Raw genomic sequence first — 23,944 nt, forward strand, 5'->3', positions numbered from 1 at the left:
CGAACTCCGCCAGCTTGCATCAGCCTGTAGCCAGCCGTGAAGCGGTTCGAAGGCCCTATCCGATCTTGAGCTGGAAGTCAGTTAAGGTAATCTCTCCTGGGAGAAAGAGGAGGGTGATCCAATGTGGATGCGCACTGATCTTCTGGAACTCCTCGGCATTGAGCACCCGATAATCCAGGCGCCGATGAGCGGCATCACCACGCCGGAACTGGCGGCGGCAGTCAGCAATGCCGGGGCGCTTGGCTCGCTCGGATGCGGCATTCTGCCTGCGGCGGCTATCCGCGAGCAGCTCACGGCGACACAGCACGCCACCAATCGTCCGATCAACGTCAACTTCTTTGCGCACCCGGCGCCGATACACGATGATGCGGCAGCCCAAAGTATGCGAGACCGCCTTCGCGGCTGCTATGAGGAGGTCGGTCTCGGACCGGTGCCCGAGCCGGGCGAGCCCTTCCCCACCTTCGATCGTGAGCGCCTCGAAATTGTGCTCGAGCTGCGCCCCAAGGTGGTCAGCTTCCACTTCGGTCTACCCGACACCGCAATTGTGCAGCAGTTGAAGGCGGCCGGCTGTACTGTCTTGTGTTCGGCCACCACCGTCTCGGAAGCGCGCCAGCTTGAGGCAGGAGGGGTGGACGCCATTATCGCCCAGGGATACGAGGCGGGTGGGCATCGCGGCACATTCACTGGCGACCCTGCTATCGGCACAGCCGGCACTATGGCACTCGTACCGCAGATTGTTGATGCCGTGCGGGTGCCTGTAATTGCCGCTGGCGGTATCTTCGACGGTCGCGGCATTGCTGCCAGCTTTGCACTTGGTGCATCTGGTGTGCAGATCGGCACGGCTTTCCTGGCCTGTCCTGAAGCCAATGTGCAGCCAGTCTATCGCGAAGCATTGCGCTCGGCCAACGACGAGAGCACGTCGGTGACTCGCTGCTTCACTGGCCGCCCAGCGCGCGTGGTGCGCAACCGGTTTGTGATGGAAATGGCTGGTGAGGAAGATGCAGCGTTGGCGTTTCCGCTGCAGGCGAGTCTGGTCATGCCGCTTTCGATGGCAAAGGATGAAAGCAAGCGGGCTGACTTCTTGCCCACTTGGGCCGGGCAGGGCGTTGCGAAGCTGCGGGAGATGCCGGCCGCCGCCCTTGTGGAGAAACTCGTCACGGAAGCAAACGGCATAGATCGGGCCTATAGGGGAGTAGGGGGTAGGGGAGTAGGGGAGTAGGGGAGTAGGGGAGTAGGGCGCATGTGTTCCACAGTGCAATCTGCACCTCTCACATACTACCCTATTCCCCTACTCCCTTACTGGTCTCAAATGCCTTCGCCGGCAAGCTCCTCGGAAAGTGCGGCGACCTGGTCCTGGGCGCTGCGCATCATTGGGTAGATGCCGAGCACGCGCTGCCAGGCCTCAAGTGCCGACTGCTTGTGGCCGGTTTCGGCCATGATCTGAGCCAGGCCCGAAAGCGCGCCGAAATGGCGTGGTTCGAGCTGCAGGGTGCGGTCGATGTCCGCCATCGACTTCCCGTAGTTCTTCATCATGAAATGAACAGTGGCGCGCCGGTTCCAGCCTTCCGCATAGGTCGGCTGCAAAGTCACAACCTGATCGAGGAAATCGAGTGCAACATCGAATTTCTGGTTTTCGATCGCCTTCTGCGACCATTGCATCATCAGGTCGATAGAGGCGCTGCCCGACTGGGACCACTCGCTGCCGATCCGTCCGGCGATGCGCTCGGCCGCCTTTTCATTGCGTTCGCGCTTGAGATCGGCAAACAGCTGATCGAGCCGCGCCTGTTTCGTCTTGACGACCGGAGGTGCTGCCGGCGGAGTTGTGGTCGGATCTTCAGCCCACGCCGGCAGCGAGACAGCGCCGGAAACGAGGAAGGCCGTGAAAAATGCAAAAAGAATCCGCATCGCGGGAATCTAGCCCCCGACGCCGGATCGTCAAACTGAATTTAGCGTGAGAGTCGTATCATGCGAACGGAGGCGCGCAGCCTCCGTCGAAAACTCAACCCTGGCGCGCCTTGTAGCGCGGCGCGGTCTTGTTGATGATGTAGACGCGGCCCTTGCGACGAACCAGCTGGTTGTCGCGGTGACGCGCCTTCAACGCCTTGAGCGAATTCTTGATTTTCATGGTCTTGCCCGTCGGTCTGGGCCCGGTCACGGGCCGAATTATTAAGGCGCGCCCACAGACGCGCCTTTGAACTGTGCGTGGCTCATAGACGAGGAGCGTTGCCCGTGTCAACCGCAAGCGCGTTGCCTAAACGATACGGACCGTTTCGTATCATCAAATATCCGTCACTGGCGTTGCGCAGGCTTGAGACGGCTGGAATGATGCGGTTGCGAATTGGAGATCGTCATGCGCCGAATTCTTGTGTCCGCCTGTCTTGTCGTCCTCGCGGCAGGTTCTGTTGCCTATGCGCAGGAATGCGACCGCAACGACGACAGCCAGCAGATGATGAACATCTGCGCCGACGCGGACTACAAATCCGCCGACGCCAAGCTCAACAAGGCCTACCAGGATCTCATCGGCGGAACTGACGCAAAAGCCAGGAAGCTGTTGCAGACGGCGCAGCGCGCCTGGATCGCTTTTCGCGACGCGGAATGCAGCTATTCGGCCGCGGACAGCGAAGGCGGCTCTATCTATCCGATGCTGATATCGGAATGCCTGACGCGGCTGACCGACGATCGCACCAAGCAGCTCACCGCCGATTCGACCTGCGCGGAAGGCGATGTTAGCTGCGCCAGCCCCGACGAGGACGAGAGCGGCGAAATCCAGTAAGCGTAGGTTCTAACTTTGTGTTTGAGCATGATCTTTTCCGAAAACCGGATTCCACTTTTCGCTAGCGCGGACCTTCGGTTCGGGATCATGCTCTAGCTGCGGCGGCTCACGCGCGTAAAATGGCCCATCTTGCGGCCGGGCCGCGCCTCGGCCTTGCCATAGAGGTGCAGCATCAGATCGGGCTCGGCGAGCAGCTCAGGAACGCGCCTGACATCGTCGCCGATCAGGTTTTCCATGACGCAGTCGAACTGCCGGGCGGGATTTCCCAGCGGCAGGCCGGCGACGGCGCGGATGTGCTGCTCGAATTGCGAGATGGTGCAGGCGGCCTCCGTCCAGTGGCCGGAATTGTGGACGCGCGGCGCTATCTCGTTGGCCAACAGCGAACCGTCGGCAAGGACAAAGAATTCGACGCCGATGACGCCGACATAGTCGAGCGCTGCAAGGATCTCTGCCGCCGCCGTTTGAGCCGCAGCCGCCGTCTCGGATTTTACTCCGCCCGGCAGCGTCGAACTGTGAAGAATACCGTTGCGATGGACATTCCACGCTGGATCGTAGGCGGCGAGCGAGCCGTCGCTGCCGCGCGCGGCGATCACCGAAATCTCGCGCTCGAAGGTGACGAAGGATTCCAGGATCAACGGCACGTTGCCCATCGCCTCGCAAGTGCCGGCAAAGCCGCCTGTTTCCATGTTGCGGAAGACGCGCTGGCCCTTGCCGTCATAGCCCATGCGGCGCGTCTTCAATATACCGCTGCCGTTGAACTGTTTCAGCGCAGCCGTCAGTTCCTCGTCATTGTCGACGGGGCTGAAATCCGCGGTCGGTATGCCGATGCCGTTGAGGAATTTCTTTTCCGCCAGCCGGTCCTGCGCCACTTCCAGTGCGCGTGCCGGCGGATAGACCGGCACCGTAGAGGCAAGTGCCGCGGCGGCCGCGACCGGTACGTTCTCGAATTCATAAGTAACGACGGCACTGGCCGCAGCCAGCTCGCTAAGCGCGGCCGCGTCGTCATAGGCGGCGACGATCTGCCGGTTGGCAACCTGTGCCGCCGGGCAATCCGGCTGCGGTTCCAGCACGACGATGCGGTAGCCGAGGCGGGCCGCGGCCATCGCCAGCATGCGGCCAAGCTGGCCGCCGCCGATGATGCCGATGCTCGATCCCGCCGGCAGGCTCACGGCGCGTCCGTGGGCTCGGCGGCCACCTTGGCGGTCTGCGCGGCGCGCCAGCTATCCAGCCGGGCGGCGAGCTTTTCGTCGCTCAGCGCCAACACCGCGGCGGCCAGAAGGGCAGCATTGGCAGCGCCGGCCTTGCCGATGGCCAAAGTGCCGACCGGAATGCCGGCCGGCATCTGCACGATTGATAGCAGCGAGTCCTGGCCCGACAGCGTCTTTGATTCCACCGGCACGCCGAACACCGGCAGCGGCGTCATAGCCGCCGTCATGCCGGGCAGATGCGCCGCACCGCCGGCACCGGCGATGATCACCTTGTAGCCGGCCGCCTTGGCGCCCTTGGCGAAGTCATAGAGCCGGTCGGGCGTGCGGTGGGCCGAGACGATCAGCCGCTTATGCGGGATGCCAAGCGCCTCCAGCGTTTCGGCGGCGTGGCGCATCGTCGCCCAGTCGGACTGGCTGCCCATGATAATGGCGACGTCGGCGCGATGATCGTCCAAGCTTCTGCTCCCCGGCGACAAAGGCGCGCATTAGCGGAATTCGGGTGGAACAGCAAGGATGGCCCGAAACGGGTAGTGTCTCAGTTTGAAATTTCACCGCAGCTACGATCTCTCCGATATTCCGAAGCCATCCCGTAACGGAAGCGTATGCCATCGGTTGCGAGCCTTTTTGACATCCCAGACAAAGTCGGCTCCGCAGTTGGAGCGGGATCGTAGCGGAATCGAAGCACAATCGAAACCTTGTCTGGCGGGGTTTCTGGATATCTCTGGCGAAATTGATCGCTTGTTGCAATCTGCAAGTAGGAGTCCACTCTCGCCGATATGCTTTCGAGATGCGCAGTTATCGCCTCGTCATCTGTCCAAGGCAACGTATCAGTGATGACGAACCGCAGACCATTATTTCCCAAACGAACTTCCAAATCGTCCGAAAAATCATCCCTGATAGCAAAACTCTCGTTATTCATTATCCCTCAATTGTTTTGTACGGCATATAGGAGTTCGGCGCGTCGAGCGACAGTTGGTTGACGACGATTGACGCCGCGGCAAATTCGAACTGAGAGACTACCCGAAACGGGTGGCCGCTTCCACGGTTTCTGTCACTGCGCCGGCACGGTCGCTTCACCGGGCGGCTGCCGCCCGGAAACGCGTGACGAAATCGTCGAGCTCGGGCCGTTCGGTATCGGAAATCGCCCAGTAGGAAAAAGCGCTGTCGCTCCAGTGGACCAGCGAGAAGCCACCAGCAGAAAGATCGACCGGTCCGGCTGTCGAGCCGGTTTCCTCGGGCGCGGCGACGAGAGTGATCAGGTGCTCGCGGTGCCTGTAGACCAGTGCCGGCACTGGCTGGTCGGCGATCACCTCGACCCGGCCGCCGAGCAACGCGAAGCCGTCATTGGCAAGGTCTGGCGCAGGCGGCGACAGGCCGACCCTGCCATCGAGCCAGGGTTTGACCGTATGCCTGTCCGACGAGACGACGTCCACCGGGCTGGCGGCCAGCAGGCTGCGGCGGTGGCCGCTGGCGACCGCCGTTGCAAAGCTGTCGGGCGCCCCGCTGAGCGTCACCCATTGCGTCGCGCCGCTGGCCAGCACGGCGGTGACGAGGATCGATGCCGCCATTGCGCGCCAGTCGAACGCGCCGAAGCGGCCCGGCCGCGTTTGGGTTGGCCGCATGTGGGTTGGCACGGTTTGCTGCGGCCGCGTCGGCGCCGGCCGATCCTGTGCCTCGCCAGTCGCGCCGATCGCCGCGATGCGCGCATTGAGGGCGTCGCTGACCTGTGGCAGCGCCAGCCTGCCGACAGCGGACTGCAGCGCAGCGATGCGGGCATGCTCGGCGGCGAGCGCCGGATCGGCCGCGATGCGTCGCTCGACAGCCAATGCTGCTGCTGCGTCGAGCTCGCCATCGACCAAGGCATGGATCATCAGCTCCACGCCCGCCGGGTCATCGGGCAGTCCATCGTTGTGCGCGCTCATGGCGCCCTCCCAAGTTGGGATATCAGCAGACCGCGCGCCCTCGCCAGTCGCGACATCACCGTGCCTAGCGGCACGCCAAGCAGCGTCGCGATCTCGCGATAGCTGAGGCCGTTGATGTCGCGCAGCACCACAGTCTCGCGAAATTGGTGCGGCAGCGCGGCGATCGCCGCCTCGAGTGCGGCCGTGTCGGCCTTGGCGATCAGGCTTGCCTCAGGACTATCCGTATCCGGCAGGCCGGCGCCATATGCAGCCGTCATGTCATCGAGGTCGCTCAGGTCGCCGACGGCGACGATACTGCGCGGCCGGTTGCGCGCCAGCCAGGAGTAAGAGGCGTTGCGCACGATCGCCAGCAGCCAGGCGCGCGCATTGCCGCCGGCATAGCCGGCGATGCCCGCATGCGCCTTCAAACAGGCCTCCTGCACCACATCCTCCGCGTCGGCGGCGTTGCCGGTCAGCCAGCGGGCAAGCGCAAGCGCATCCGCGAGATGGGGCAGAACCACCTCGCGAAAGCGCTCGGTCGCGGCCTCTTGGTTCAACACCGTCGCATCGCCCGGCATCCCGGGCAGAACCTTCCGAAAATCCTCACGGAGCGACGGTGATCCTGCCCTGCATGTGCGGGTGAAGCCCGCAGAAATAGGCATAGTCGCCCACTTTGGTGAAGGTGAAGGCATATGTGTCACCGGTGTCAAGCGCCTTGGAGCGAAACGAGGCATCGTTGGCGACCACCAGATGCGGGATGTCGTCGTCATTCTCGAAGGTCACGGTAGTGCCCTGCTTTACCGTCAGCACCGCCGGCGTGAAGGCAAAGTTCTCGATCTTGACCATTGGCTGGCCTGCTGCGTTCAGTGGCATGGCAACCATTATCAGGATCGCCGCCAAACCGAACGTGACAGGGGATACGAGCAAGACGCGGGATGGGAAGCGGATCATCGCATTTCCCCTCAGGCCAGCGTGCTGTCGATGATGGCGAGGTCCTGCCCGCCTTGCGTGACTGTCACGCTGCTTGTGCCGAGCAGGCTGCGCAACTGGCCGGCAGGTACCGTCATCGGCCCGGGTGAGGCTGCGGTGCCCGGCGCCGGTTGCGGGAAAGCGGTCGAGCGCGCGGTATGAAAGGTAACGTTGCCTTCGACCTTCTGCATGATCTGGTGGATATGGCCGTTGAGTACGGTGACAGAGCCGAAGCGCTTGAGCAGGGCCAAGGCCTGCGCCGCGTCGTCAGTGCCCCAGCCCCATTCGGGATAAACAGCCCATAGCGGGATATGGGCAAAGACGACGATTGGCGTCGAGGCGGTGACCGCCTTCAGATCATCGGCCAACCATGCCAACTGGTCGGCGCCGAGATTGCCCAGCCCGCCAGCCTTCAGGTTGACGACGTTGACCAGCCCGATGAAATGGACGCCGTTCTGGTCGAACGAATACCAGCCAGCGCCCTTGGTGCCCTTGCCGTAGCGGTCGAGATAGGCCTGGCCATTGCCGTCATCGATCAGGTCGTGCTCACCGGGCACATAATGCACGTCGAAGCCTGCGCCGCCGATGATCTGGGCAGCGTTGTCGAATTGCGCGGCTTTCGACAAATGGGTGATGTCGCCGGTGTGGATCATGAAAGCCGGCTTTTGCGGCAACGCCTGGATCTTGCCGATGGCCTCCTTCAGCGTGTCGATGGCGTGCGGGTTGGCAGCCTTGTCGAAGCCGATGTGGCTGTCGGAGATCTGGAGGAAAGTGAAGCCGGTGGCCAAGGCCTCGGCGGCTTGCGACGCACCCAGCAGGCTGAGCGAAGCCGGCACGCCGGCCGAAATTGTCCACAGCACTCCCGTGCCGGCCCAGATCATGCATTCCAGTGCATGACGGCGGCTGATGCCGTCAGCTTCATTGTCGTGGTGGTGGATCATACCGGTCTCCTGCACGCCGGAAATGGCGTCTGTTTGGGAGACCAATGGGCGGGGTGGTTTATTCCGCCCGAAGACTAAAAGTTCATTCACACTGCCGTGATGGCGCACTGGCCCGATGCGAAGCCGGTGCTGGAAGGCACTGGCTCGACCACGCTCTGGCGATGTCTAGTCCGGCCAGCGCAGCGCTCCGGCGGACTGCTTGCGAGCGGGTTTCATCGCATCCGCGGGCCGATCGGCAGCACTCAACACCGCCCGCAGGCGTTCGGCAACGATCTCCGCCTCGCCGGGATGGAGATTGCACGGATCAAGGAAGAAGTGACCGCGCTCGACCTCGTGGTTGCGCACGATCACGGGCGGTGAACCCGCCGCAAGCGCCGAGGCGAGGCCGGCGGCAGTGAAGCGGCTTTCCGGCGCAACGAACACCTGCAGGCGGTCGAGAGGATTTCCGGTCGGATCTGGAATGATACGTGCCTCGATGCCAGGCAGGCCCTGCAATGCGGTTTGCCACAGATGCAGTGCGGCTTCTTCCCGCTGGCGAATGCCGGCATGGTCGCGCCGCTCCCAGGCTTCCAGGGCCGCCATAGTGCCGGCAATGCTCTCCTTGCCGACCTTCATGGCGCGCGCAACGCCCCGGTTCTGGAGATAGGCGGCCCGTACCAGATCCTTGCGGCCGGCAACGATGCCGCTTGTCGGCCCTGAGAGAAATTTGTGCCCGCTGTAGACAACAATGTCGGCGCCGCGCGCCAGAAAGCCACGCAAATCGTATTCCGAGGCGGCGTCGACGATCACCGGCACGCCCTTGGCGTGGCAAATCTCGCAGAACTCCTCAAGCGAGAGCATGCCGTATTGCACGGTGTGGTGCGCAACGACGTAGAGGGCTGCCGCCGTCCGGTCCCGGATCGCCTCGGCAACATGATAATCCTGGGTGACGCTGACCGTGCCGGCAGGCACTGCCTTGGCTCCGGCAAGCCGGATCGACTGGTCGATCGGCGCGCCATAATTGACGATGTGACCAAGCTGAACGATGACCTCCGATTTGAGGCCCTCGGTGTCGTCCGGCAGCCGCTCGATCGCAAGAAGGCTGGTCCCGGTCATCGCGCCGGCAATCGCCATTGTTATGCCGCTGGCGCAGCATGCGGTGATGAAGCCGGCCTCGCCGCCGGTAAGGCGTGCAATCACCCTACTTGCGGCGCGCTGCAGATCGTCCATCTCGACCCATTGCGAGGCCATTTCCGACATTGCGGCAATCGCTTCTGGCACGATGATCGAAGCACCGAGTGCCGTCATCGTGCCGGAGACATTGATGATTGGGCGAAGGCCAAGCCGTTCGCGGATTGTCGTGTTGGAACGGTCAGCGGCATAGGTCGTCATCTCTGTAGATCCTGTTTAAGATTTCAGGCGGCGATCTCGACGACCGCCTCGATTTCAACTGTGATGTTGCCCGGCAGCGAGCCGACACCGATCGCCGAACGGGCATGTCCGCCAAGCGTATCAAAGACGGCCGCGAAAAGATCGGAACAGCCGTTCACCACCTTGGGGTGCTCGCTGAATGTCGGCGTCGCATTGACAAAGCCAAGCAGCTTGACGACGCGCACGATGCGGCCGAGGTCGCCGGCCGCCGCGTGCATGACGGCGAGCAGGTTCAGGCCGGTCAGACGCGCATGCCCGTAGGCCTCTTCAACGCTGACATCCTCTCCGACCTTGCCGGTGCAGAGCGCGCCATCGGCGCGCAACGGCCCCTGGCCGGAGAGGAAGATCAGCCGTCCGCTCTCGGCATAGGTGACGAAGTTGGCGATGGGCTTCGGCGGCTCGGGCAGTGTCAGGCCCAATTCCGCGAGCCGGATGTAAGGCGTCATAAAAGCTCCTTGCGACAGCTTTCGCCGTCCGATGTCAAAAATGCGAGGCGCGAAACCGCGCCAGGAAACTGCGAAGACGTTCATTGTCGAACCCCGCCGCCAGAATCTCGGCGGGTGGTCCGACGGCACTGACGCCGCCATCCGCCATGAAAACGATGCGGCTCGATGCGTCGCGTGCAAAAGCCATTTCGTGCGTGACCATCAGCATCGTCATGCCGTCTTCGGCGAGGCTGCGCACGACCTCGAGCACCTCGCCAACCAGTTCGGGGTCGAGTGCCGAGGTTATCTCGTCGAGAAGCAATATCTTCGGCTCCATCGCCACGGCGCGGGCGATGCCGACGCGCTGCTGCTGGCCGCCGGACAGCTCGGCCGGCAGACTGTCGGCTTTGTGGGCGAGGCCCACGCGGCCGAGCCAGTGCTCGGCAATGGTGCGGGCCTCGGCATTGCTCTTGCCGCGCACCTTGCGCAGGCCAAGCATGATGTTGCCGGCCGCAGTCAAGTGCGGAAACAGATTGAAGCTCTGGAACACCATTCCGGTCTCGGCTCGCATCGCCGCCAGGTCGCGCTCGCTGCGTCGCTGGCGCGTTCCCGTCTCGCGATAGCCGACTTCTTTGCCGTCGATACGGATCGAGCCGCTGTCGTAGCTCTCCAGGAAGTTGACGCAGCGCAGCAGCGTGGTCTTGCCGCTGCCGGAGGGGCCGATGACAGTCACGACCTCGCCGCGTGTCACTTGCAGGCTGACGGAGCGCAGGACCTCGACGGATCCAAAGGCTTTGGAAACCTCGGTGACATCGAGAAGTGCCGGATTCTGGTGCGAGGCGTTGGACATCGTGCTATTCCCGGATGAAGGAGAAACGCCGCTCCAGGCGCCGGCTGGCCAAGGAGAGGGCGTAGTTGACGGCGAAGTAGACGAGCGCACCGAGAATGTAGAGTGGCATCGCCTCATAGGTGCGGCCGATGACCTGGTTGATTGCCTGCATGAGGTCGGTGATGCCGAGCAACGAGACCAGCGCGCTGCCCTTCACCGCGTCGGTGACGCCATTGATCCAGGGTGGCAGGAAGCGCCTGAACGCCTGCGGAAAAATGACGTAGGCCAGCCGCTGGCGAAAGGTCAGTCCGATCGCCATCGCCGCCTCGGACTGACCCTTGGGAATCGAGCCGACGGCGCCCCTGAGATACTCGACGACTTGTGCGGTCTTGAAGAGGGTGAGGGCGAACACGGCCGCCCAAAAGGATTCCAGATGCAGCCCCACCGCGGGCAGGCCGTAATAGACGAAGAAGATCAGCACCAGGATCGGAATGCCGCGTATGGTGTCGCTGAAAATGCGCACTGCCCAGCGCAGCGGAAAAGGACCATAGACAAGGCCGACGCCCATCAGCACGCCGGCGATGAGCGATAACACCACGACCAGCAGCGACACCCACAAGGTTACGGCAAAGCCTTCGGCGAGGAACGGCAAGGCGTAGATGATCTGGCTCAGCATGTCAGCGCGCCGCCTTGAACCGGCGCTCGACGAGCCGCAGCGCGAAAAGCAGCGTGTAGCCGGTCAACAGGTACATTGCCGTCACCACCAGATAGACTTCGACAATGCGGAACGTGTTGAAGTTGATCCACTGGGCGCCATAGGTGAGTTCGGGTACCGAGATGACCGACGCCACGGACGTATCCTTGAAGAGCGATATGAATGTGTTGGAAAGCGCCGGCAGGGTTATGCGCAGCATCGTCGGCAGGCGCACATCGAGCAGCCTTTGCCATGGCGTCAGGCCGATTGCCTTGCCAGCGTCGAGCTGACCGCGCGGCACCGCCTCGAGCCCCGAGCGAAACACCTCGACCAGGTAGGCGCCGCTGTAGAGCGACAGCGTGGCAATGAATGAGGTTTGCGCGCTGTAGGCAATGTCGACCACCGTCGGCAAGCCGTAGAAGACCAGATAGACGAGCAGGATCAGCGGCACGTTGCGGATGAACTCGACATACCCCGCGATGATGGTCCGCACCGCACGTCCGGCCGACACGTACCAGACCGCCAGAACGAGCCCGATGACGATGCCGATCGCGATCGAGATGACGGCCAGTTCGAGGCTTAGCAGCAGTCCGCCCCAGAGCTTGTCGAAATGCCGCCAGATAAGGTTGAAGTTGAGAGTATAACCCATGCGTCCTCGTCATGGACGGCTGTGATGAGAGAAGGCGGAAGGACGTTGTCCTTCCGCCTGCTTGCATCAAATGACCGGGAAACCGGGATGGCGCGCCGGCGGCTCCTGTCCGAAATAATCCTTGAACGCAGCGTCGTAGAGTGCCGTTTCATGGCCGAACATGGCGATGGTGAAGGTCTGGTTGACGAAGGTCAGCCAGTCGAGGTCGCCCTGCCGCAGCGCGGCACCATAAAGCATCGAGAACCAGCTCTTGCCGGCATCGAAGTACTTATCCGGATTGCGCGAGGCGAGCCAGCGCACCGTTGACAGATCGACCGCGGCGGCGTCGACGCGCTTCGATTCCAAGGCCTGCAGCACGTTGGCCTGCGTGTCTATCTGCATCACCTGCGACTCCGGCAGGACGATATGCACGTTAGCCTCGGCATCGACATTTTGCAGGATGGAAATCCGCGTCGCCGAACCGCCGGCAAGCAGCTTGTCGAAGGTCTTGTTTTCGGCGTTCGGAAGGGTCAGCAAGGCGATGCCTTCGACGTAGTAGGGTCGGGAGAAGTGGATCAGCTGCGATCGCTGGGCGGTCATGGTCATGAACTGGATGGTGATGTCGACCTTGTTGGTGGTCACGTTCGGAATGCGCTGAGCCGGATCCTGCATGACGAATTCCACTTTGGTCGGATCGTCGAAAAGCCCCTTGGCGAGAATGCGACCCATGGTGATGTCCATGCCTACCAGTTCGCCGGCGTCGTTCTCGAAATGCCAGGGCGCATTGGTACTGCCGGTGCCGACGATCACCTTGCCGCGCTCGAGGACGGTGCGCAGCAGGCTGTCCGGCGCTGCCTGGGCCGCCGCTTTCTGAACATCGACCGCGGTAGCGGCGCTCATCACTCCGGCCGTTGCAAGCCCGGCCATTCCCAGTTTCAGAAATTCACGCCTTTTGGATGTGTCGTTCACGGCGACCTCCTTTCGTGTTGAGTTCCCCTTTGGACCAGCAGTACAGGCATCAGTTGCAACTGACATCATTGTCCCTTACAAGAGACGCCTGTACTCTGTACAAGACAGATTAACATCAGGGATCGATAATGCAAGAAGGTAATGCCTTGGCCGCTCGACCTGACGCCGGTCTGGACGAAGACAAGAACTCGGGTTCTCGGGAGAAGGGCCTCAACCGGGTCCTCCAGATTTTGGAGTTTCTTCACGCGACCCAGCGCGCGATCGGCATCGGCGATCTTGCCAAGGGGGTAAACGCGCCGCGTTCGACGACTTATACGCTTGTGCGCTCGCTGGTCGACGCAGGCCTGCTGGAAATGGCCGGAGACGGCAATCGGGTCTATTTCGGAAAGAAGCTCTATCTCTACGGAATGGACTATGTGCGGGGCAACGACCTGCTCAGGCGAGGGCGCCAGGAAGTCGACCATCTGTCACGCGAGACCGGCGAGACCTCGGAGTTGTGCATGCTGCAAAGCGGCCGCTACACCATCGTCCATTCAAGCCCGGGGACGAGGCCATTCCGGATCAGCTCGGCGACCGGTCTGCAAATACCGCTCCCCTGGACAGCTTCCGGGCGACTGCTCCTCGCCGGCTTCGACAGGGCAGCGATTGAGGATATGGTCTCCGAGGACGATCTCGTGCTGCCGGACGGCCGCAGATTGCAACTCGACGATTTCATAGACGACATCGCCGTCGCCAAGTCGGCCGGCTACTGCGTCACCTCCGGCCTTGTCGATGCCTACACGAAATGCCTGGCCGCGCCGGTCTTTTCAGCGCCGGGCAGGGTCGAGGCGACGATGTGCCTGGTGGTTCCGATCGATACCTCGACCGAAAAGACCGACAACCTGATAGCGTTGTTGCGCGAGCGCGCCGCACGGCTTTCGATCGCGGCATAACCGCTTTTCCAGCAGGCCCCGCCGGCGTTCGTTCAAACAATGGCGTTCGTTCAAGCAATAATGTCTGGAATGATCTTGTCTTCCAGCGCCATCAGCCTGTCCTTCAGGAAAAGCTTCTTTTTCTTCATGCGCTGGATCTGCAGCGGGTCGCAATTCATGGCGATCATCGCATTGATGGCAGCGTCGAAATCGGCGTGTTCCTGCTTCAGCCGGGAATATTCGAGGCGGATATCTGCCTGTTCCTGATCGGACATTTTTACCGTCTGCACGTCTGCGGCGCCCAAACTATGGGCCTGATTGGGCGGGACCGGGGCTTCTTGCACCGGCGCGCAGCCCATATCACATTTCATATTGGCGTGGAATGCTACCACGCAGCATTCGACATCGGTGCGCGATGGTGGCACACTGTCATTATGCCGTCATAGAAGCGAGCCTGCGGTGGACGTGCCATGACGGCTGCAATCCGAGGAAACCATGAAAGGGAGAACCAATCATGTCTCTTGCATCCCATCTTGATGAGCTGCAGCGGAAACACGGCGACATCGAACGGGAAATCGACGATGCGATGACCCATCCGTCGGTAGACGACCTCGAAATCGTGAATCTCAAGCGGCGCAAGCTGGCGCTCAAGGACGAGATTGAAAAACTGAAGGCGAAACCGACGACGCACTGAAACCCTTCCAGGACTAGAAGCGCCACCCGGCGCGCGATCTTTCCGGTGGCATGTCTCTATGCTGCCGGAAACGCCCATGGATTTGCGGTAAGCTGCCATCTTGTTGTTTCCGATTTGCTGGGCCTGCGCGGCAGTCGCCATTGACAAGCCATCTTTGCTCCTCCACCTCATGCCCGGACCTTCAAGATTAAAGGCAGCCGGCATGACCGGATATTTTTCCTCACCCTTCCCACGCCGCAGGTCGGTCGGTGTCGATGTCGGCGGCGTGATGGTCGGCGGCGGCGCGCCGGTCGTCGTCCAGTCAATGACCAACACCGATACGGCCGATGTCGACCAGACGGTCGCGCAAGTGGCGGCGCTGCATCGTGCCGGCTCCGAGATCGTGCGCATAACCGTCGATCGCGACGAAAGCGCTGCGGCCGTACCGGCCATCCGCGAGCGGCTGGAACGGCTCGGCATCGACGTGCCGCTGGTCGGCGATTTCCACTATATCGGCCACAAGCTCCTGGCCGACCACCCGGCCTGTGCCGAGGCACTGGCCAAATACCGTATCAATCCCGGCAATGTCGGCTTCAAGGACAAGAAAGACCGGCAGTTCGCGGCGATCGTCGAGATGGCGATCAAATACGACAAACCGGTGCGCATCGGCGTCAATTGGGGTTCGCTTGACCAGGAGCTGCTGACCCGGCTGATGGACGACAACCAGGCCCAGGGCTTTCCGCTGACGGCGCAGGAAGTGACGCGCGAGGCAATCGTGCAATCGGCGATCCTGTCGGCCGGAATGGCCGAAGAGATCGGCCTTGCGCGCGAGAAAATCATCCTGTCGGCCAAGGTCAGCGGCGTGCAGGATCTGATCGCCGTCTACACCGAGCTTGCCACCCGATCCGACCATGCGCTGCACCTCGGCCTGACGGAGGCCGGCATGGGCTCGAAAGGCATCGTCGCCTCGTCCGCGGCCATGGGCATCCTGCTCCAGCAAGGCATCGGCGACACAATCCGCATCTCGCTGACGCCGGAGCCGAACGGCGACCGCACGCGCGAGGTGCAGGTATCGCAGGAGCTGTTGCAGACCATGGGCTTCCGGCAGTTCGTGCCAATCGTCGCCGCCTGCCCGGGCTGCGGCCGCACAACCTCGACCGTGTTCCAGGAGCTTGCCCAGAACATCCAGGCCGACCTGCGCAAGAACATGCCGGTGTGGCGTGAACAATATCCCGGCGTCGAGAACCTCAAAGTCGCGGTGATGGGTTGCATCGTCAACGGTCCGGGCGAATCCAAACATGCCGATATCGGCATTTCGCTGCCCGGCACCGGCGAGACACCGACCGCCCCGGTATTCGTCGACGGCAAGAAGGCGGCGACCCTGCGCGGCCCATCGATTGCCGCGGATTTCGAGAAGATGGTCGCCGACTATATCGAACGGCGATTCGGGCAGCACGACAAAGCCGCGGCGGAGTAGTTCGATGCGGCGTTTGCTGGGCGCGGCGCTGGTTGTCATTTGCGGGCTGATCTGGGCGACAGCCGTTCAGGCCGATCCACCACGGCCCGCCAAAAAGAAGCTGATCGACCAGGTTTGCAACCTGATCGAGACGCATGCCGACCAGAACGGGCTGCCCCGGGATTTCTTTGCCCGGCTGATCTGGAAGGAAAGCCGTTTCGATCCCAATGCGGTCAGCCCGGTCGGCGCGGAGGGTATCGCCCAATTCATGCCGGGCACCGCCAAGATGCGCGGGCTCGCCAATTCCTTCGACATCGAACAGGCAATCCCGGCCTCGGCAAAATACCTTGCCGAAATGAAATCCGGTTTCGGCAATCTCGGCCTCGCCGCCGCAGCCTACAATGCCGGCGAGAGCCGGGTGACGCGCTGGCTGAATTCCGGCGGATTCCTCCCGTTGGAGACCGAAAGCTACGTCCTGGACGTCATGGGCGAGCCGGCCGACAAGTTCACCGATGCCGCGTATGCCGGCGTCATCCGGCCGCTCGACAAAAAGGCGAGTTTCGCTGCCGCTTGCCGCGAGCTGCCGGTGATCATGTCCAGAACCGTGCCGATGTCGTCGATCAACATCAAGCCCTGGGGCGTGCAGGTGGCCGGCAATTTCCGCCGCGCCGCGGCGCTCAACCAGTGGCTGAGAGTGAAAAGCCGGTTCCCGGCACTGCTTGCCGGCCACGATCCGGTGGTCAGCCGGGTCCGCACACCGATCGGCAGGCGCGGCATCTATGCCGTGCGGATCGGCGCCGATAGCAGAGCCAAGGCCGACACGATCTGCGACAAGCTGCAAAGCGTCGGCGGCGCCTGCATCGTGGTACGCAACCGGTAAAGCCATATGTCGGAGCGTTTTGCGCCATTGCTGCCCATCTCGCTCCCCGTGGGCACTTCGTCCTCGATACGTGAATCATATTTTCGGTGAACCGTTAGGCAGGTCTTGCATCGTCGTCGATGCGGGGTAAGGTCCCCGCGATTTTTCGCGAAAGGGATCAGCATGGCCGGCTTCAAGACACTGGACGACATCGGCAATATCAGCGGCAAGCGTGTGCTGGTGCGTGTCGACCTCAACGTTCCCGTCGCCGAGGGCAAGGTCACCGACGCCACCCGCATCGAGCGCATTGCGCCGACCATTGCCGAGCTCTCCGGCAAGGGCGCCAAGGTCATCCTGCTTGCCCATTTCGGCCGGCCGAAGGATGGACCGGCGGCGGAATTCTCGCTCGAGCCGATCGCCAAGGCGACGGCGGACGTGCTCGGCCGTCCGGTTGGCTTTGCCTCCGACTGCATCGGTGACAAGGCGGCAAATGCCGTTGCTGCCATGAATAACGGCGACGTATTGCTGCTCGAGAACACCCGCTTCCATAAGGGCGAGGAGCAGAACGATCCGGCCTTCACCGAAAAGCTCGCCGCCAACGGCGACATTTTCGTCAACGACGCCTTCTCTGCTGCGCACCGCGCCCACTCGTCGACGGAAGGGTTGGCGCATGTGCAGCCTTCCTTCGCCGGCCGCACCATGCAGGCCGAGCTCGACGCGTTGGAAAAGGGTCTTGGAAATCCCGTCCGTCCGGTTGTCGCCATCGTCGGCGGCGCCAAGGTCTCGACCAAGATCGACCTGTTGATGAACCTGGTGAAGAAGGTCGACGCGCTGGTCATCGGCGGCGGCATGGCCAACACGTTTCTCGCGGCACGCGGCACCGATGTCGGGAAATCCTTGTGCGAGCGTGATCTCGCGACCACCGCCAAGCAGATCATGATCGAGGCGGCCGAGGCCGGCTGCGCCATCATCCTGCCCGCCGACGGCGTTGTCGCCAGGGAGTTCAAGGCCGGCGCCGCCAGCGAGACCGTCGCCATAGCAGACGTGCCGGCCGACGGCATGATCCTCGACGTCGGCGCAAAGACCGTGAAAACCATTGCCGAATGGATCGACCGCGCCGCGACGCTGGTCTGGAACGGGCCGCTCGGCGCCTTCGAGATCGAGCCATTCGACCACGCAACGGTGGCGACGGCCAGGCACGCGGCAGCGCGCACGAGGGCCGGCAGACTGATCTCGGTCGCCGGCGGCGGCGATACGGTGGCGGCGCTCAACCATGCCGGCGTTGCCGACGACTTCACCTATGTCTCGACGGCTGGCGGCGCTTTCCTGGAGTGGATGGAAGGCAAGCCCTTGCCCGGCGTCGACATCTTGAAGCGCTGAGCGCGGCAGCAATAACAGCGCGAAAGAGGGCGCCCGCGACTTTCAATCGATTCGCGCCTACCCGGTGAAATTGTTCGACTTGAACCTGCGTTGCTCTGGTGGTCTGCTGGGCACGGATCAATTCTTTCAGGAGAAGCACGATGAGCGAACGTCTCGAGGACATTGCTGCCGCGATGGTGGCCAATGGCAAAGGCCTGCTGGCTGCCGACGAGAGCTCCGGCACCATCAAGAAGCGCTTCGACGTCATCGGTGTCGAGTCGACCGCCGACAGTCGCCGCGACTATCGCGAGATGATGTTCCGCGCCAGCGATGCAATGACCAAGTACATTTCCGGCGTCATCCTCTACGACGAGACCATTCACCAGAAGGCCGCCGACGGCACACCGCTGGTCGACATCATCAAGGCATCAGGCGCTATCCCCGGCATCAAGGTCGACGCCGGCGCCAAGCCGCTGGCCGGCTTTCCCGGCGACACCATCACCGAGGGCCTCGACGGCCTGCGCGAACGCCTTGCCGACTATTACAAGCTCGGCGCCCGCTTTGCCAAATGGCGCGCGGTGATCGACATCGATGTTGCCAAGGGCGTGCCTTCCGCCACGTCGATCGGCTCGAACGCCCATGCGCTCGCCCGTTACGCCGCGCTTTGCCAGGAGGCCGGCATCGTGCCGATCGTCGAGCCGGAGGTGCTGATGGACGGCGCCCACGACATCGACACCTGCTACGAGATCAGCAAGGCGACACTGACAAAGTTGTACACCGAGCTCTATGCGGCCCGCGTCGTGCTCGAAGGCACCATCCTGAAACCGAACATGGTCCTTGCCGGCAAGAAATCGGGCAAGGTCAGCAGCCCCGAGGAAGTCGCCGAAAAGACCATAAAACTGTTCCGCGAGACGGTGCCGGTCGCGATCGGAGGCATCGCCTTCCTGTCAGGCGGACAAACGGACGAGCAGGCGACCGCCAACCTCAATGCCATCAACGCTATCGGCCCGCATCCGTGGAAGCTGACCTTCTCCTACGGCCGCGCCTTGCAGGCCGCTCCACAGAAGGCCTGGAGCGGCAAGGCGGCGAACGTCGCCGCCGCGCAGGCCGCCTTCGCCCATCGCGCCCACATGAACCATCTGGCAGCGCTTGGACAATGGCAGCCGACGCTTGAGCAAGCCGCCTGACGGAATTCAGGTTGCGTTCCCTCCGACCCGCCCGGGTTTGTTTGAAAGCAGCAAGGTCTGCAATTTCCTGCAACTAAAAATGCAGCTCGGTGTCGGCATTCCTCGCTGCCGAACGTCCTCCGTGAAAAGAGGAGCAGACCGATGCCAAACAACAAGACCGTTTCGCAGGAAGAGTGGTTTCAGGCGCACAAGGCGCATCTGGCGCGCGAAAAGGAATTGACGCGCTTTCGGGACCGCATCGCTGCCGAACGCCGCGAATTGCCGTGGCTGAAGATCCGCAAGGACTATGTCTTCGAGACCGAGCAAGGGCCAAAGAAACTGCCCGACCTGTTTGGCGGCAACAGCCAGCTGATCGTCTACCATTTCATGTTCGGGCCGGGCGCCGATTATCGCTGCGAAGGCTGCTCATTTCTTGCCGACCACATCGACGGCGCCAACCAGCATCTCAGGCATCACGATGTCTCACTTGTCGTGGTAGCGCGCGCGCCACTGGCTGAATTGCTGCCCTACAAGCAGCGCATGGGCTGGAAATTCGACTGGGTGTCGTCCTACGCTTCGGACTTCAACTTCGACATGCAGGTGTCATTCACCGACAAGCAGATCGCGGCCGGCGACACGACCTACAATTTCGAGCGGCGCGCGCGGCAATCGAAGGATCTTCCCGGCACCAGCGTGTTCTATCGCGACGAGAAAGGCGACATCTTCCTGACTTTCATCTCGCGCTCGCGAGGCGGCGATCCGCTGATCGGCGCCTATCACTACCTCGATCTGACGCCGAAAGGCCGCAACGAAACTGGCCCGCATCATAGCCTCGGCGACTGGGTGCGGCTGCATGACGAGTATCAAGACCAATCCGGGACGCATGACGGTTGCCATTGAGGCGACAAGGGTGTCGCTGCAAGGTCGTTCACCTTCAGTGCAACATGCGCTAAGTGCTGTTCGCTATGCCCTAAAAGGGACTTGCCATGCGGCGCTTTCCGACCCTTCTCACCTGGCTCGCCTTTCCGGTCTATGTCTGGCAAGGACTTGGCGTGCGTCGCCGCACCGCCCGCATGCTGCCGGCACAAGGTCCGGTCATGCACGAGATATCTGGCCTGGCGCCAGCAATCTCGGTTCTGGTGCTTGGCGATTCCTCCGCCGCCTCGGTAGGCATCGGCAATTCCGAAAACGGATTGGCCGCGCAACTGGCAGTTCTGATTGCGCAACGCACCGGCCGCACCGTGCGCTGGCGGGCGGCCGGCTTCAACTCGGCAACCTCTGGCCAGATCCGCGATCATGTGCTGCCCAATCTATCGGCCGATCCGTGGACGCATATCGTGCTGGCCATCGGTACCAACGACACCAAGAATTTTCATTCGGTACCGCGCTTCAAGCGCGAGTTTGGCGGCCTGCTCTACGCGCTGCGCGCCAAATGGCCGGAGGCTCGCGTGGTGTGGTCGCCGGTGCTGGAGTTCACCCGGGCTCCGGCAATGCCGCCGCTACTCGGCAATATCCTCGAAATCCGCGCCGTCGAAATGAACCGGATGGGCGAGCGCCTTTGCCTCGAACGCGGCGCCATACCGGCGCGCCGGCTGCCGATCACGGATGCCGATGCCGGCTTCGCATCGGATGGATTTCACGCTTCGGAAGCCGGCTACCGAGCCTGGGCGGAACATCTGGTCAGCCTGGTGCTCGCCAACGAACCGGGCGTCGCATAGCGGACCGCCAGCACTAAAGCGCGTCGCGTTCGATTGGCCTCATCCGACGCGCTTCAGGTTCTCGTTTTTATGCATGTCGTTGTCGCAAAACCGCTGCACACTTTTGCGCGACATGCATTACGTCCAGTGCCCGAGCACCGCCGTAATCGAAATCGCCGCCATCGCCAGCAGCGCCAGCTTCCAGAAATCGCTGCGCCGCTTCAGCCCGGGCCAGCCGAGCGGCTTGATGAGCTGGATGACCATCATGAAGATGATGACGAGTGCGAGAAGTTTCGACATGCAGCCTTTGATCAGCATCGCGGCTGGACTGTCAAAGCGGCTCCGCGATCGCCGTCTTTCCAGTGCAGCAGGCCTCTTTTCAGCACTGCCTGATCACTTCGGTCGACAAATCGGAACGCCGGTCAGGAGAGACGCACCCTCCTGACAGACTGCTGTCAGCAGGGGTGTGCGATAGTGCCTGCATCGAAAGAGAGGAGACCAGCCATGAACGGCATTACCATTCTGCGTAGCGTGCAGCACTATGTCGGCAAGATCCGGACGATCCGCAATGAGATCCGCACCCAGCGATTCATGAACACCCTGCCGGCGGACATCCGCAAGGATATTGGTTGGCCGGACATGTATGGCGACCGCCGCAATGGCGGCAATTGAGGCAAGCTTTCCGCGTGGCGTTTGGATGCAACCTGGCGACGAGCTGAAATGGGCATGCTGAAGCCTCCTGACAGTATGGTGTCAGGAGGCTCGTGCCATAGTGCAATGGCCGCCGGAGCCGGATGGCCGAGAGGACGATCGATGAAAAGCTGGAACGACAGGCTGAACACGCCTGGCATCAACGGCATAACACCGTCGCCACGCACCATCGGCGACGTCGTCGAAGGCCAGCCGATGCTGGTTCCTGCAGCTCGCCAGGTCCATGCATTCATCCGCTCTATCCCCGAAGGCATGGACATGAATATCCGCGCTTTGCGCACCGCTCTCGCCATCGAGCACGGTGCCGAGATGACATGTCCGGTCACCATCGGCTATCATCTGCGCACCGTCGCCGAGGCCGCCAACGAGGATCTTGAGCGTGGTATGGCGCTGGGCGATGTTGCGCCGTTCTGGCGGGTGGTCGGCGCAAACCCGCCGACAACGAGTAAACTGTCCTTCGGCGCGGCCTTCGTCGCCGCGCAGCGCAAGCGCGAAGGGCTGGAACGATAGACGCCGAGGGACCATACGATGCGCCGCGCCGACAGGCTCTTCCAGATCGTGCAGCATCTGCGTGGTGGTCGTCTGGTCACCGCCCAGAAGCTGGGCACGTGGCTCGAGGTTTCCGAGCGGACGATCTATCGCGACATCGCCGATCTGCAGTCGACCGGCGTGCCGATCGACGGCGAGGCCGGTGTCGGCTACATGATGAGGGAGGGTTTCGACCTTCCGCCGCTGATGTTCACGCGTGACGAGATCGTCGCGCTGGTCGCCGGCGCCCGCATGGTGCGCGCCTTTGGCGGCGCGGCCATGGCGCGAGCCGCCGACGAGGCGCTGGTCAAGATAGGCGCCGTGTTGCCCGACGCCGAAAAGGACCGCATCGCCCGTACCGAGATCCACACGCCGATGTGGGTGGTAAGCGATGCCGCCCGCGAAGCCATCGACCTGATCGAGCGGTCCATCGAGAAACGTCAGGTGCTGACCATCGACTATTCGGATGAGGCCGGCCGCAGCACCGCGCGCGACATCCGCCCGCTCGGCCTGTGGTTCTGGGGCAAGGTGTGGACCTTGGTCGCCTGGTGTGAGATGCGCAGCGATTTCCGCGCTTTCCGCATCGACCGAATCGCCACGGTGGTCATCGCCGGCCGCACCTTCAAGCCGGAGCGCGGCAAGCAGCTCGCCGATTTCTATCGCGCGGTGGAGCGCAGCGAGGATTACGGCATGGCGCCGGACCGGGCGGCGCGAAGCTGACACGGAAGATCACAAAAAAGCCCGCTTGAAAGCGGGCTTTTTGTTTTGGATGCCAGACCTATTCCTCTTCGTCGGCGTCCTTGTCCTTCGACTTCAGCGCCGAAAGCTTGGCGAAGACGGCGTTGGCGTCAAGTTCGCGGTCCTCGTCCTTCGGCTTTTCGGGCGCCGGCACCAGCCGTTCGGTCAAGGCGGCCGGCAGCAGCGTATCGCCGACCGGCTGCGCCTGCTCGCGGCCGCGCGAGGCGCGGTTGATTTCCATATCGAGGTCGATCTGCGACGTCAGGCCGAGCGTCACCGGATCCATAGGCTGGAGATTGGCGGAGTTCCAGTGCTTTCTGTCGCGAATCTGGTCGATCGTCGACTTCGTTGTGCCGACAAGGCGGGCAATCTGCGCATCCTTGAGCTCGGGATGGTTGCGCACCAGCCAGAGGATGGCGTTGGGCCGGTCCTGGCGCTTCGACAGCGGCGTGTAGCGCGGACCCTTGCGTTTGGATTCCGGCACCCGCACCTTGGGATCGGAGAGCTTCAGCCGGTGGTTCGAGTCCTTCTCGGCGCGCGCGATCTCGTCGCGAGTGAGCTGGCCGGTCATGATCGGGTCCATGCCCTTGATGCCTTGCGCCGACTCGCCGTCGGCGATAGCCTTGACCTCAAGCGGATGCAGTCCGCAGAACTGCGCAATCTGCTCGAAGGAAAGCGCTGTGTTGTCAACCAGCCAGACGGCGGTCGCCTTTGGCATCAGCAGCGTATTGGCCATTACAAAAATCCTTCTCGTTCGCCCGCGTTCCCGCGCGGGCGGTGGTTTAGAGCCACCAAAATGGGAAAATCGCGGTCTATATAACCGCTCGCTCGCCGTTTCGCAATGTTTTTGGCAGGCGCGCGTCAAGGACGGCACGGCAGCGCGACCAGCAGACCGCGAAGGGTCGGCAGATGACGCCATGCAGTCGAAAGCTTCAAAAAGACAAAGCCCGCCAGACCAAGGTCGGGCGGGCTCGGAACCGGCGACGGAAATCCGTCTGCTGCGGCTCTGGCTTCTAGAGCCTTTCACGTTTTGATGGAAGCGTAGCCGGCGTTTGCGAAGTAGTTGTTGCATTCGGTTGCCTCGATCGTTTCAACGAGG

31 protein-coding genes are annotated in these 23,944 nt (G+C 62.5%); 13 read left to right on the top strand and 18 right to left on the bottom strand.

Annotated features, from left to right (window positions below):
* Positions 1-121: 121 nt before the first annotated feature.
* Complete coding sequence (locus NKH59_RS15950) at positions 122-1,219, top strand: NAD(P)H-dependent flavin oxidoreductase (RefSeq protein WP_353022329.1); 1,098 nt, start codon at positions 122-124, stop codon at positions 1,217-1,219.
* A gap of 86 nt (positions 1,220-1,305) precedes the next feature.
* Here NKH59_RS15950 and NKH59_RS15955 read toward each other — a convergent pair whose 3' ends face one another.
* Together NKH59_RS15955 and ykgO are read right to left on the bottom strand one after the other, a co-directional pair.
* Positions 1,306-1,905 (bottom strand): tetratricopeptide repeat protein, encoded by a 600-nt coding sequence (locus NKH59_RS15955; protein WP_352489294.1) that lies wholly within the window; start codon positions 1,903-1,905, stop codon positions 1,306-1,308.
* 94 nt (positions 1,906-1,999) lie between these two features.
* Positions 2,000-2,125 carry a type B 50S ribosomal protein L36 gene (gene ykgO / locus NKH59_RS15960; RefSeq protein ID WP_006327841.1) on the bottom strand — a complete coding sequence of 42 codons (126 nt, stop codon included), beginning with the start codon at positions 2,123-2,125 and terminating at the stop codon, positions 2,000-2,002.
* A 225-nt stretch (positions 2,126-2,350) separates the two neighbouring features.
* Between ykgO and NKH59_RS15965 the strand changes: the two genes are divergently transcribed.
* Positions 2,351-2,773: a lysozyme inhibitor LprI family protein gene (locus NKH59_RS15965; RefSeq protein ID WP_352540271.1), complete on the top strand. Its 423-nt coding sequence runs from the start codon at positions 2,351-2,353 to the stop codon at positions 2,771-2,773.
* A gap of 92 nt (positions 2,774-2,865) precedes the next feature.
* On the opposite strand, the gene NKH59_RS15970 is transcribed toward NKH59_RS15965, so the two are convergent.
* From NKH59_RS15970 to NKH59_RS16030, 13 genes are all read right to left on the bottom strand, one after another.
* Positions 2,866-3,942: a 5-(carboxyamino)imidazole ribonucleotide synthase gene (locus NKH59_RS15970; RefSeq protein ID WP_352471166.1), complete on the bottom strand. Its 1,077-nt coding sequence runs from the start codon at positions 3,940-3,942 to the stop codon at positions 2,866-2,868.
* Positions 3,939-4,436 carry a 5-(carboxyamino)imidazole ribonucleotide mutase gene (gene purE / locus NKH59_RS15975; RefSeq protein WP_023678468.1) on the bottom strand — a complete coding sequence of 166 codons (498 nt, stop codon included), beginning with the start codon at positions 4,434-4,436 and terminating at the stop codon, positions 3,939-3,941. The genes NKH59_RS15970 and purE overlap by 4 nt, the downstream gene beginning before the upstream one ends.
* A gap of 80 nt (positions 4,437-4,516) precedes the next feature.
* Positions 4,517-4,900 carry a DUF6572 domain-containing protein gene (locus NKH59_RS15980; RefSeq protein WP_353022331.1) on the bottom strand — a complete coding sequence of 128 codons (384 nt, stop codon included), beginning with the start codon at positions 4,898-4,900 and terminating at the stop codon, positions 4,517-4,519.
* Between the two features lie 154 nt (positions 4,901-5,054).
* Positions 5,055-5,903 carry an anti-sigma factor family protein gene (locus NKH59_RS15985; protein WP_353022333.1) on the bottom strand — a complete coding sequence of 283 codons (849 nt, stop codon included), beginning with the start codon at positions 5,901-5,903 and terminating at the stop codon, positions 5,055-5,057.
* On the bottom strand, positions 5,900-6,460 hold the full coding sequence (locus tag NKH59_RS15990; protein ID WP_352817726.1) for a sigma-70 family RNA polymerase sigma factor: 561 nt from the start codon (positions 6,458-6,460) through the stop codon (positions 5,900-5,902). Before NKH59_RS15990 ends, NKH59_RS15985 begins: the two co-directional genes overlap by 4 nt.
* A 25-nt stretch (positions 6,461-6,485) precedes the next feature.
* Positions 6,486-6,833, bottom strand: coding sequence for a cupredoxin domain-containing protein (locus tag NKH59_RS15995; RefSeq protein ID WP_353022335.1), 348 nt, complete (start codon positions 6,831-6,833; stop codon positions 6,486-6,488).
* Positions 6,834-6,844: 11 nt separating this feature from the next.
* Positions 6,845-7,792, bottom strand: coding sequence for a metallophosphoesterase family protein (locus tag NKH59_RS16000; RefSeq protein WP_502908703.1), 948 nt, complete (start codon positions 7,790-7,792; stop codon positions 6,845-6,847).
* A gap of 165 nt (positions 7,793-7,957) precedes the next feature.
* Positions 7,958-9,163, bottom strand: a complete 1,206-nt coding sequence (locus tag NKH59_RS16005; protein ID WP_352814943.1) for an aminotransferase class V-fold PLP-dependent enzyme — start codon at positions 9,161-9,163, stop codon at positions 7,958-7,960.
* A gap of 23 nt (positions 9,164-9,186) precedes the next feature.
* The gene (locus NKH59_RS16010; RefSeq protein WP_023678474.1) at positions 9,187-9,648 is read right to left on the bottom strand and encodes a RidA family protein; all 462 of its coding nucleotides are present in this window, start codon (positions 9,646-9,648) and stop codon (positions 9,187-9,189) included.
* Positions 9,649-9,682: 34 nt separating this feature from the next.
* Positions 9,683-10,477: an amino acid ABC transporter ATP-binding protein gene (locus NKH59_RS16015; protein ID WP_292655694.1), complete on the bottom strand. Its 795-nt coding sequence runs from the start codon at positions 10,475-10,477 to the stop codon at positions 9,683-9,685.
* A gap of 4 nt (positions 10,478-10,481) precedes the next feature.
* A complete protein-coding gene (locus NKH59_RS16020) occupies positions 10,482-11,132 on the bottom strand; it encodes an amino acid ABC transporter permease (protein ID WP_352589866.1) in 651 nt (216 codons plus the stop codon).
* A 1-nt stretch (position 11,133) separates the two neighbouring features.
* A complete protein-coding gene (locus NKH59_RS16025) occupies positions 11,134-11,799 on the bottom strand; it encodes an amino acid ABC transporter permease (protein WP_023678477.1) in 666 nt (221 codons plus the stop codon).
* A 66-nt stretch (positions 11,800-11,865) separates the two neighbouring features.
* Positions 11,866-12,747 (bottom strand): transporter substrate-binding protein, encoded by an 882-nt coding sequence (locus NKH59_RS16030; RefSeq protein WP_031212143.1) that lies wholly within the window; start codon positions 12,745-12,747, stop codon positions 11,866-11,868.
* Positions 12,748-12,893: 146 nt separating this feature from the next.
* Between NKH59_RS16030 and NKH59_RS16035 the strand changes: the two genes are divergently transcribed.
* Positions 12,894-13,679 carry an IclR family transcriptional regulator gene (locus tag NKH59_RS16035; RefSeq protein WP_352768256.1) on the top strand — a complete coding sequence of 262 codons (786 nt, stop codon included), beginning with the start codon at positions 12,894-12,896 and terminating at the stop codon, positions 13,677-13,679.
* A gap of 50 nt (positions 13,680-13,729) precedes the next feature.
* Here the strand turns inward: NKH59_RS16035 and NKH59_RS16040 are convergent, their stop codons facing one another.
* Positions 13,730-13,933 (bottom strand): YdcH family protein, encoded by a 204-nt coding sequence (locus NKH59_RS16040; RefSeq protein ID WP_023678480.1) that lies wholly within the window; start codon positions 13,931-13,933, stop codon positions 13,730-13,732.
* A 239-nt stretch (positions 13,934-14,172) separates the two neighbouring features.
* Here NKH59_RS16040 and NKH59_RS16045 point away from each other — a divergent pair, with 239 nt between their 5' ends.
* From NKH59_RS16045 to NKH59_RS16075, 7 genes are all read left to right on the top strand, one after another.
* Complete coding sequence (locus tag NKH59_RS16045; protein WP_023678481.1) at positions 14,173-14,352, top strand: YdcH family protein; 180 nt, start codon at positions 14,173-14,175, stop codon at positions 14,350-14,352.
* A gap of 202 nt (positions 14,353-14,554) precedes the next feature.
* Positions 14,555-15,808 carry a flavodoxin-dependent (E)-4-hydroxy-3-methylbut-2-enyl-diphosphate synthase gene (gene ispG / locus NKH59_RS16050; protein WP_352452483.1) on the top strand — a complete coding sequence of 418 codons (1,254 nt, stop codon included), beginning with the start codon at positions 14,555-14,557 and terminating at the stop codon, positions 15,806-15,808.
* A gap of 4 nt (positions 15,809-15,812) precedes the next feature.
* The gene (locus NKH59_RS16055; protein WP_352471157.1) at positions 15,813-16,667 is read left to right on the top strand and encodes a lytic transglycosylase domain-containing protein; all 855 of its coding nucleotides are present in this window, start codon (positions 15,813-15,815) and stop codon (positions 16,665-16,667) included.
* Positions 16,668-16,829: 162 nt separating this feature from the next.
* Complete coding sequence (locus tag NKH59_RS16060; protein ID WP_353022337.1) at positions 16,830-18,026, top strand: phosphoglycerate kinase; 1,197 nt, start codon at positions 16,830-16,832, stop codon at positions 18,024-18,026.
* A 140-nt stretch (positions 18,027-18,166) separates the two neighbouring features.
* Positions 18,167-19,192, top strand: coding sequence for a class I fructose-bisphosphate aldolase (locus NKH59_RS16065; RefSeq protein WP_353022339.1), 1,026 nt, complete (start codon positions 18,167-18,169; stop codon positions 19,190-19,192).
* A gap of 141 nt (positions 19,193-19,333) precedes the next feature.
* Positions 19,334-20,071, top strand: a complete 738-nt coding sequence (locus tag NKH59_RS16070; protein ID WP_353022341.1) for a DUF899 domain-containing protein — start codon at positions 19,334-19,336, stop codon at positions 20,069-20,071.
* 86 nt (positions 20,072-20,157) lie between these two features.
* Positions 20,158-20,889, top strand: coding sequence for an SGNH/GDSL hydrolase family protein (locus tag NKH59_RS16075; RefSeq protein WP_353022342.1), 732 nt, complete (start codon positions 20,158-20,160; stop codon positions 20,887-20,889).
* Positions 20,890-21,006: 117 nt separating this feature from the next.
* Here NKH59_RS16075 and NKH59_RS16080 read toward each other — a convergent pair whose 3' ends face one another.
* Positions 21,007-21,168 (bottom strand): hypothetical protein, encoded by a 162-nt coding sequence (locus NKH59_RS16080; protein ID WP_352540257.1) that lies wholly within the window; start codon positions 21,166-21,168, stop codon positions 21,007-21,009.
* Positions 21,169-21,372: 204 nt separating this feature from the next.
* Here NKH59_RS16080 and NKH59_RS16085 point away from each other — a divergent pair, with 204 nt between their 5' ends.
* The 3 genes from NKH59_RS16085 (at position 21,373) to NKH59_RS16095 (ending at position 22,827) form a co-directional block, all read left to right on the top strand.
* Positions 21,373-21,540 (top strand): hypothetical protein, encoded by a 168-nt coding sequence (locus NKH59_RS16085; RefSeq protein WP_023678489.1) that lies wholly within the window; start codon positions 21,373-21,375, stop codon positions 21,538-21,540.
* Between the two features lie 141 nt (positions 21,541-21,681).
* Positions 21,682-22,089, top strand: a complete 408-nt coding sequence (locus NKH59_RS16090) for a hypothetical protein (protein ID WP_353022343.1) — start codon at positions 21,682-21,684, stop codon at positions 22,087-22,089.
* A gap of 18 nt (positions 22,090-22,107) precedes the next feature.
* Positions 22,108-22,827, top strand: coding sequence for a helix-turn-helix transcriptional regulator (locus tag NKH59_RS16095; protein WP_352540254.1), 720 nt, complete (start codon positions 22,108-22,110; stop codon positions 22,825-22,827).
* 58 nt (positions 22,828-22,885) lie between these two features.
* On the opposite strand, the gene NKH59_RS16100 is transcribed toward NKH59_RS16095, so the two are convergent.
* A complete protein-coding gene (locus NKH59_RS16100) occupies positions 22,886-23,581 on the bottom strand; it encodes a DUF1013 domain-containing protein (RefSeq protein WP_352471151.1) in 696 nt (231 codons plus the stop codon).
* Between the last annotated feature and the right edge of the window lie 363 nt (positions 23,582-23,944).

This window comes from Mesorhizobium sp. M0998 (genome assembly GCF_040318885.1).
GTDB lineage: Bacteria > Pseudomonadota > Alphaproteobacteria > Rhizobiales > Rhizobiaceae > Mesorhizobium.

Coding starts and splice junctions, on each gene's coding strand:
- NKH59_RS15985 (WP_353022333.1), bottom strand. CDS start 5,903: ATGAGCGCGCACAACGATGGACTGCCCGATGACCCGGCGGGCGTGGAG.
- NKH59_RS16080 (WP_352540257.1), bottom strand. CDS start 21,168: ATGTCGAAACTTCTCGCACTCGTCATCATCTTCATGATGGTCATCCAG.
- NKH59_RS15965 (WP_352540271.1), top strand. CDS start 2,351: ATGCGCCGAATTCTTGTGTCCGCCTGTCTTGTCGTCCTCGCGGCAGGT.
- NKH59_RS16100 (WP_352471151.1), bottom strand. CDS start 23,581: ATGGCCAATACGCTGCTGATGCCAAAGGCGACCGCCGTCTGGCTGGTT.
- NKH59_RS16010 (WP_023678474.1), bottom strand. CDS start 9,648: ATGACGCCTTACATCCGGCTCGCGGAATTGGGCCTGACACTGCCCGAG.
- NKH59_RS16085 (WP_023678489.1), top strand. CDS start 21,373: ATGAACGGCATTACCATTCTGCGTAGCGTGCAGCACTATGTCGGCAAG.
- NKH59_RS16000 (WP_502908703.1), bottom strand. CDS start 7,792: ATGATCCACCACCACGACAATGAAGCTGACGGCATCAGCCGCCGTCAT.
- NKH59_RS16045 (WP_023678481.1), top strand. CDS start 14,173: ATGTCTCTTGCATCCCATCTTGATGAGCTGCAGCGGAAACACGGCGAC.
- ispG (WP_352452483.1), top strand. CDS start 14,555: ATGACCGGATATTTTTCCTCACCCTTCCCACGCCGCAGGTCGGTCGGT.
- NKH59_RS16065 (WP_353022339.1), top strand. CDS start 18,167: ATGAGCGAACGTCTCGAGGACATTGCTGCCGCGATGGTGGCCAATGGC.
- NKH59_RS15980 (WP_353022331.1), bottom strand. CDS start 4,900: ATGAATAACGAGAGTTTTGCTATCAGGGATGATTTTTCGGACGATTTG.
- NKH59_RS16040 (WP_023678480.1), bottom strand. CDS start 13,933: ATGTCCGATCAGGAACAGGCAGATATCCGCCTCGAATATTCCCGGCTG.
- NKH59_RS16020 (WP_352589866.1), bottom strand. CDS start 11,132: ATGCTGAGCCAGATCATCTACGCCTTGCCGTTCCTCGCCGAAGGCTTT.
- ykgO (WP_006327841.1), bottom strand. CDS start 2,125: ATGAAAATCAAGAATTCGCTCAAGGCGTTGAAGGCGCGTCACCGCGAC.
- NKH59_RS15990 (WP_352817726.1), bottom strand. CDS start 6,460: ATGCCGGGCGATGCGACGGTGTTGAACCAAGAGGCCGCGACCGAGCGC.
- NKH59_RS15955 (WP_352489294.1), bottom strand. CDS start 1,905: ATGCGGATTCTTTTTGCATTTTTCACGGCCTTCCTCGTTTCCGGCGCT.
- NKH59_RS16060 (WP_353022337.1), top strand. CDS start 16,830: ATGGCCGGCTTCAAGACACTGGACGACATCGGCAATATCAGCGGCAAG.
- NKH59_RS15995 (WP_353022335.1), bottom strand. CDS start 6,833: ATGATCCGCTTCCCATCCCGCGTCTTGCTCGTATCCCCTGTCACGTTC.
- NKH59_RS16055 (WP_352471157.1), top strand. CDS start 15,813: ATGCGGCGTTTGCTGGGCGCGGCGCTGGTTGTCATTTGCGGGCTGATC.
- NKH59_RS16075 (WP_353022342.1), top strand. CDS start 20,158: ATGCGGCGCTTTCCGACCCTTCTCACCTGGCTCGCCTTTCCGGTCTAT.
- NKH59_RS16070 (WP_353022341.1), top strand. CDS start 19,334: ATGCCAAACAACAAGACCGTTTCGCAGGAAGAGTGGTTTCAGGCGCAC.
- NKH59_RS16025 (WP_023678477.1), bottom strand. CDS start 11,799: ATGGGTTATACTCTCAACTTCAACCTTATCTGGCGGCATTTCGACAAG.
- NKH59_RS15950 (WP_353022329.1), top strand. CDS start 122: ATGTGGATGCGCACTGATCTTCTGGAACTCCTCGGCATTGAGCACCCG.
- NKH59_RS16005 (WP_352814943.1), bottom strand. CDS start 9,163: ATGACGACCTATGCCGCTGACCGTTCCAACACGACAATCCGCGAACGG.
- NKH59_RS16095 (WP_352540254.1), top strand. CDS start 22,108: ATGCGCCGCGCCGACAGGCTCTTCCAGATCGTGCAGCATCTGCGTGGT.
- NKH59_RS16090 (WP_353022343.1), top strand. CDS start 21,682: ATGAAAAGCTGGAACGACAGGCTGAACACGCCTGGCATCAACGGCATA.
- NKH59_RS16015 (WP_292655694.1), bottom strand. CDS start 10,477: ATGTCCAACGCCTCGCACCAGAATCCGGCACTTCTCGATGTCACCGAG.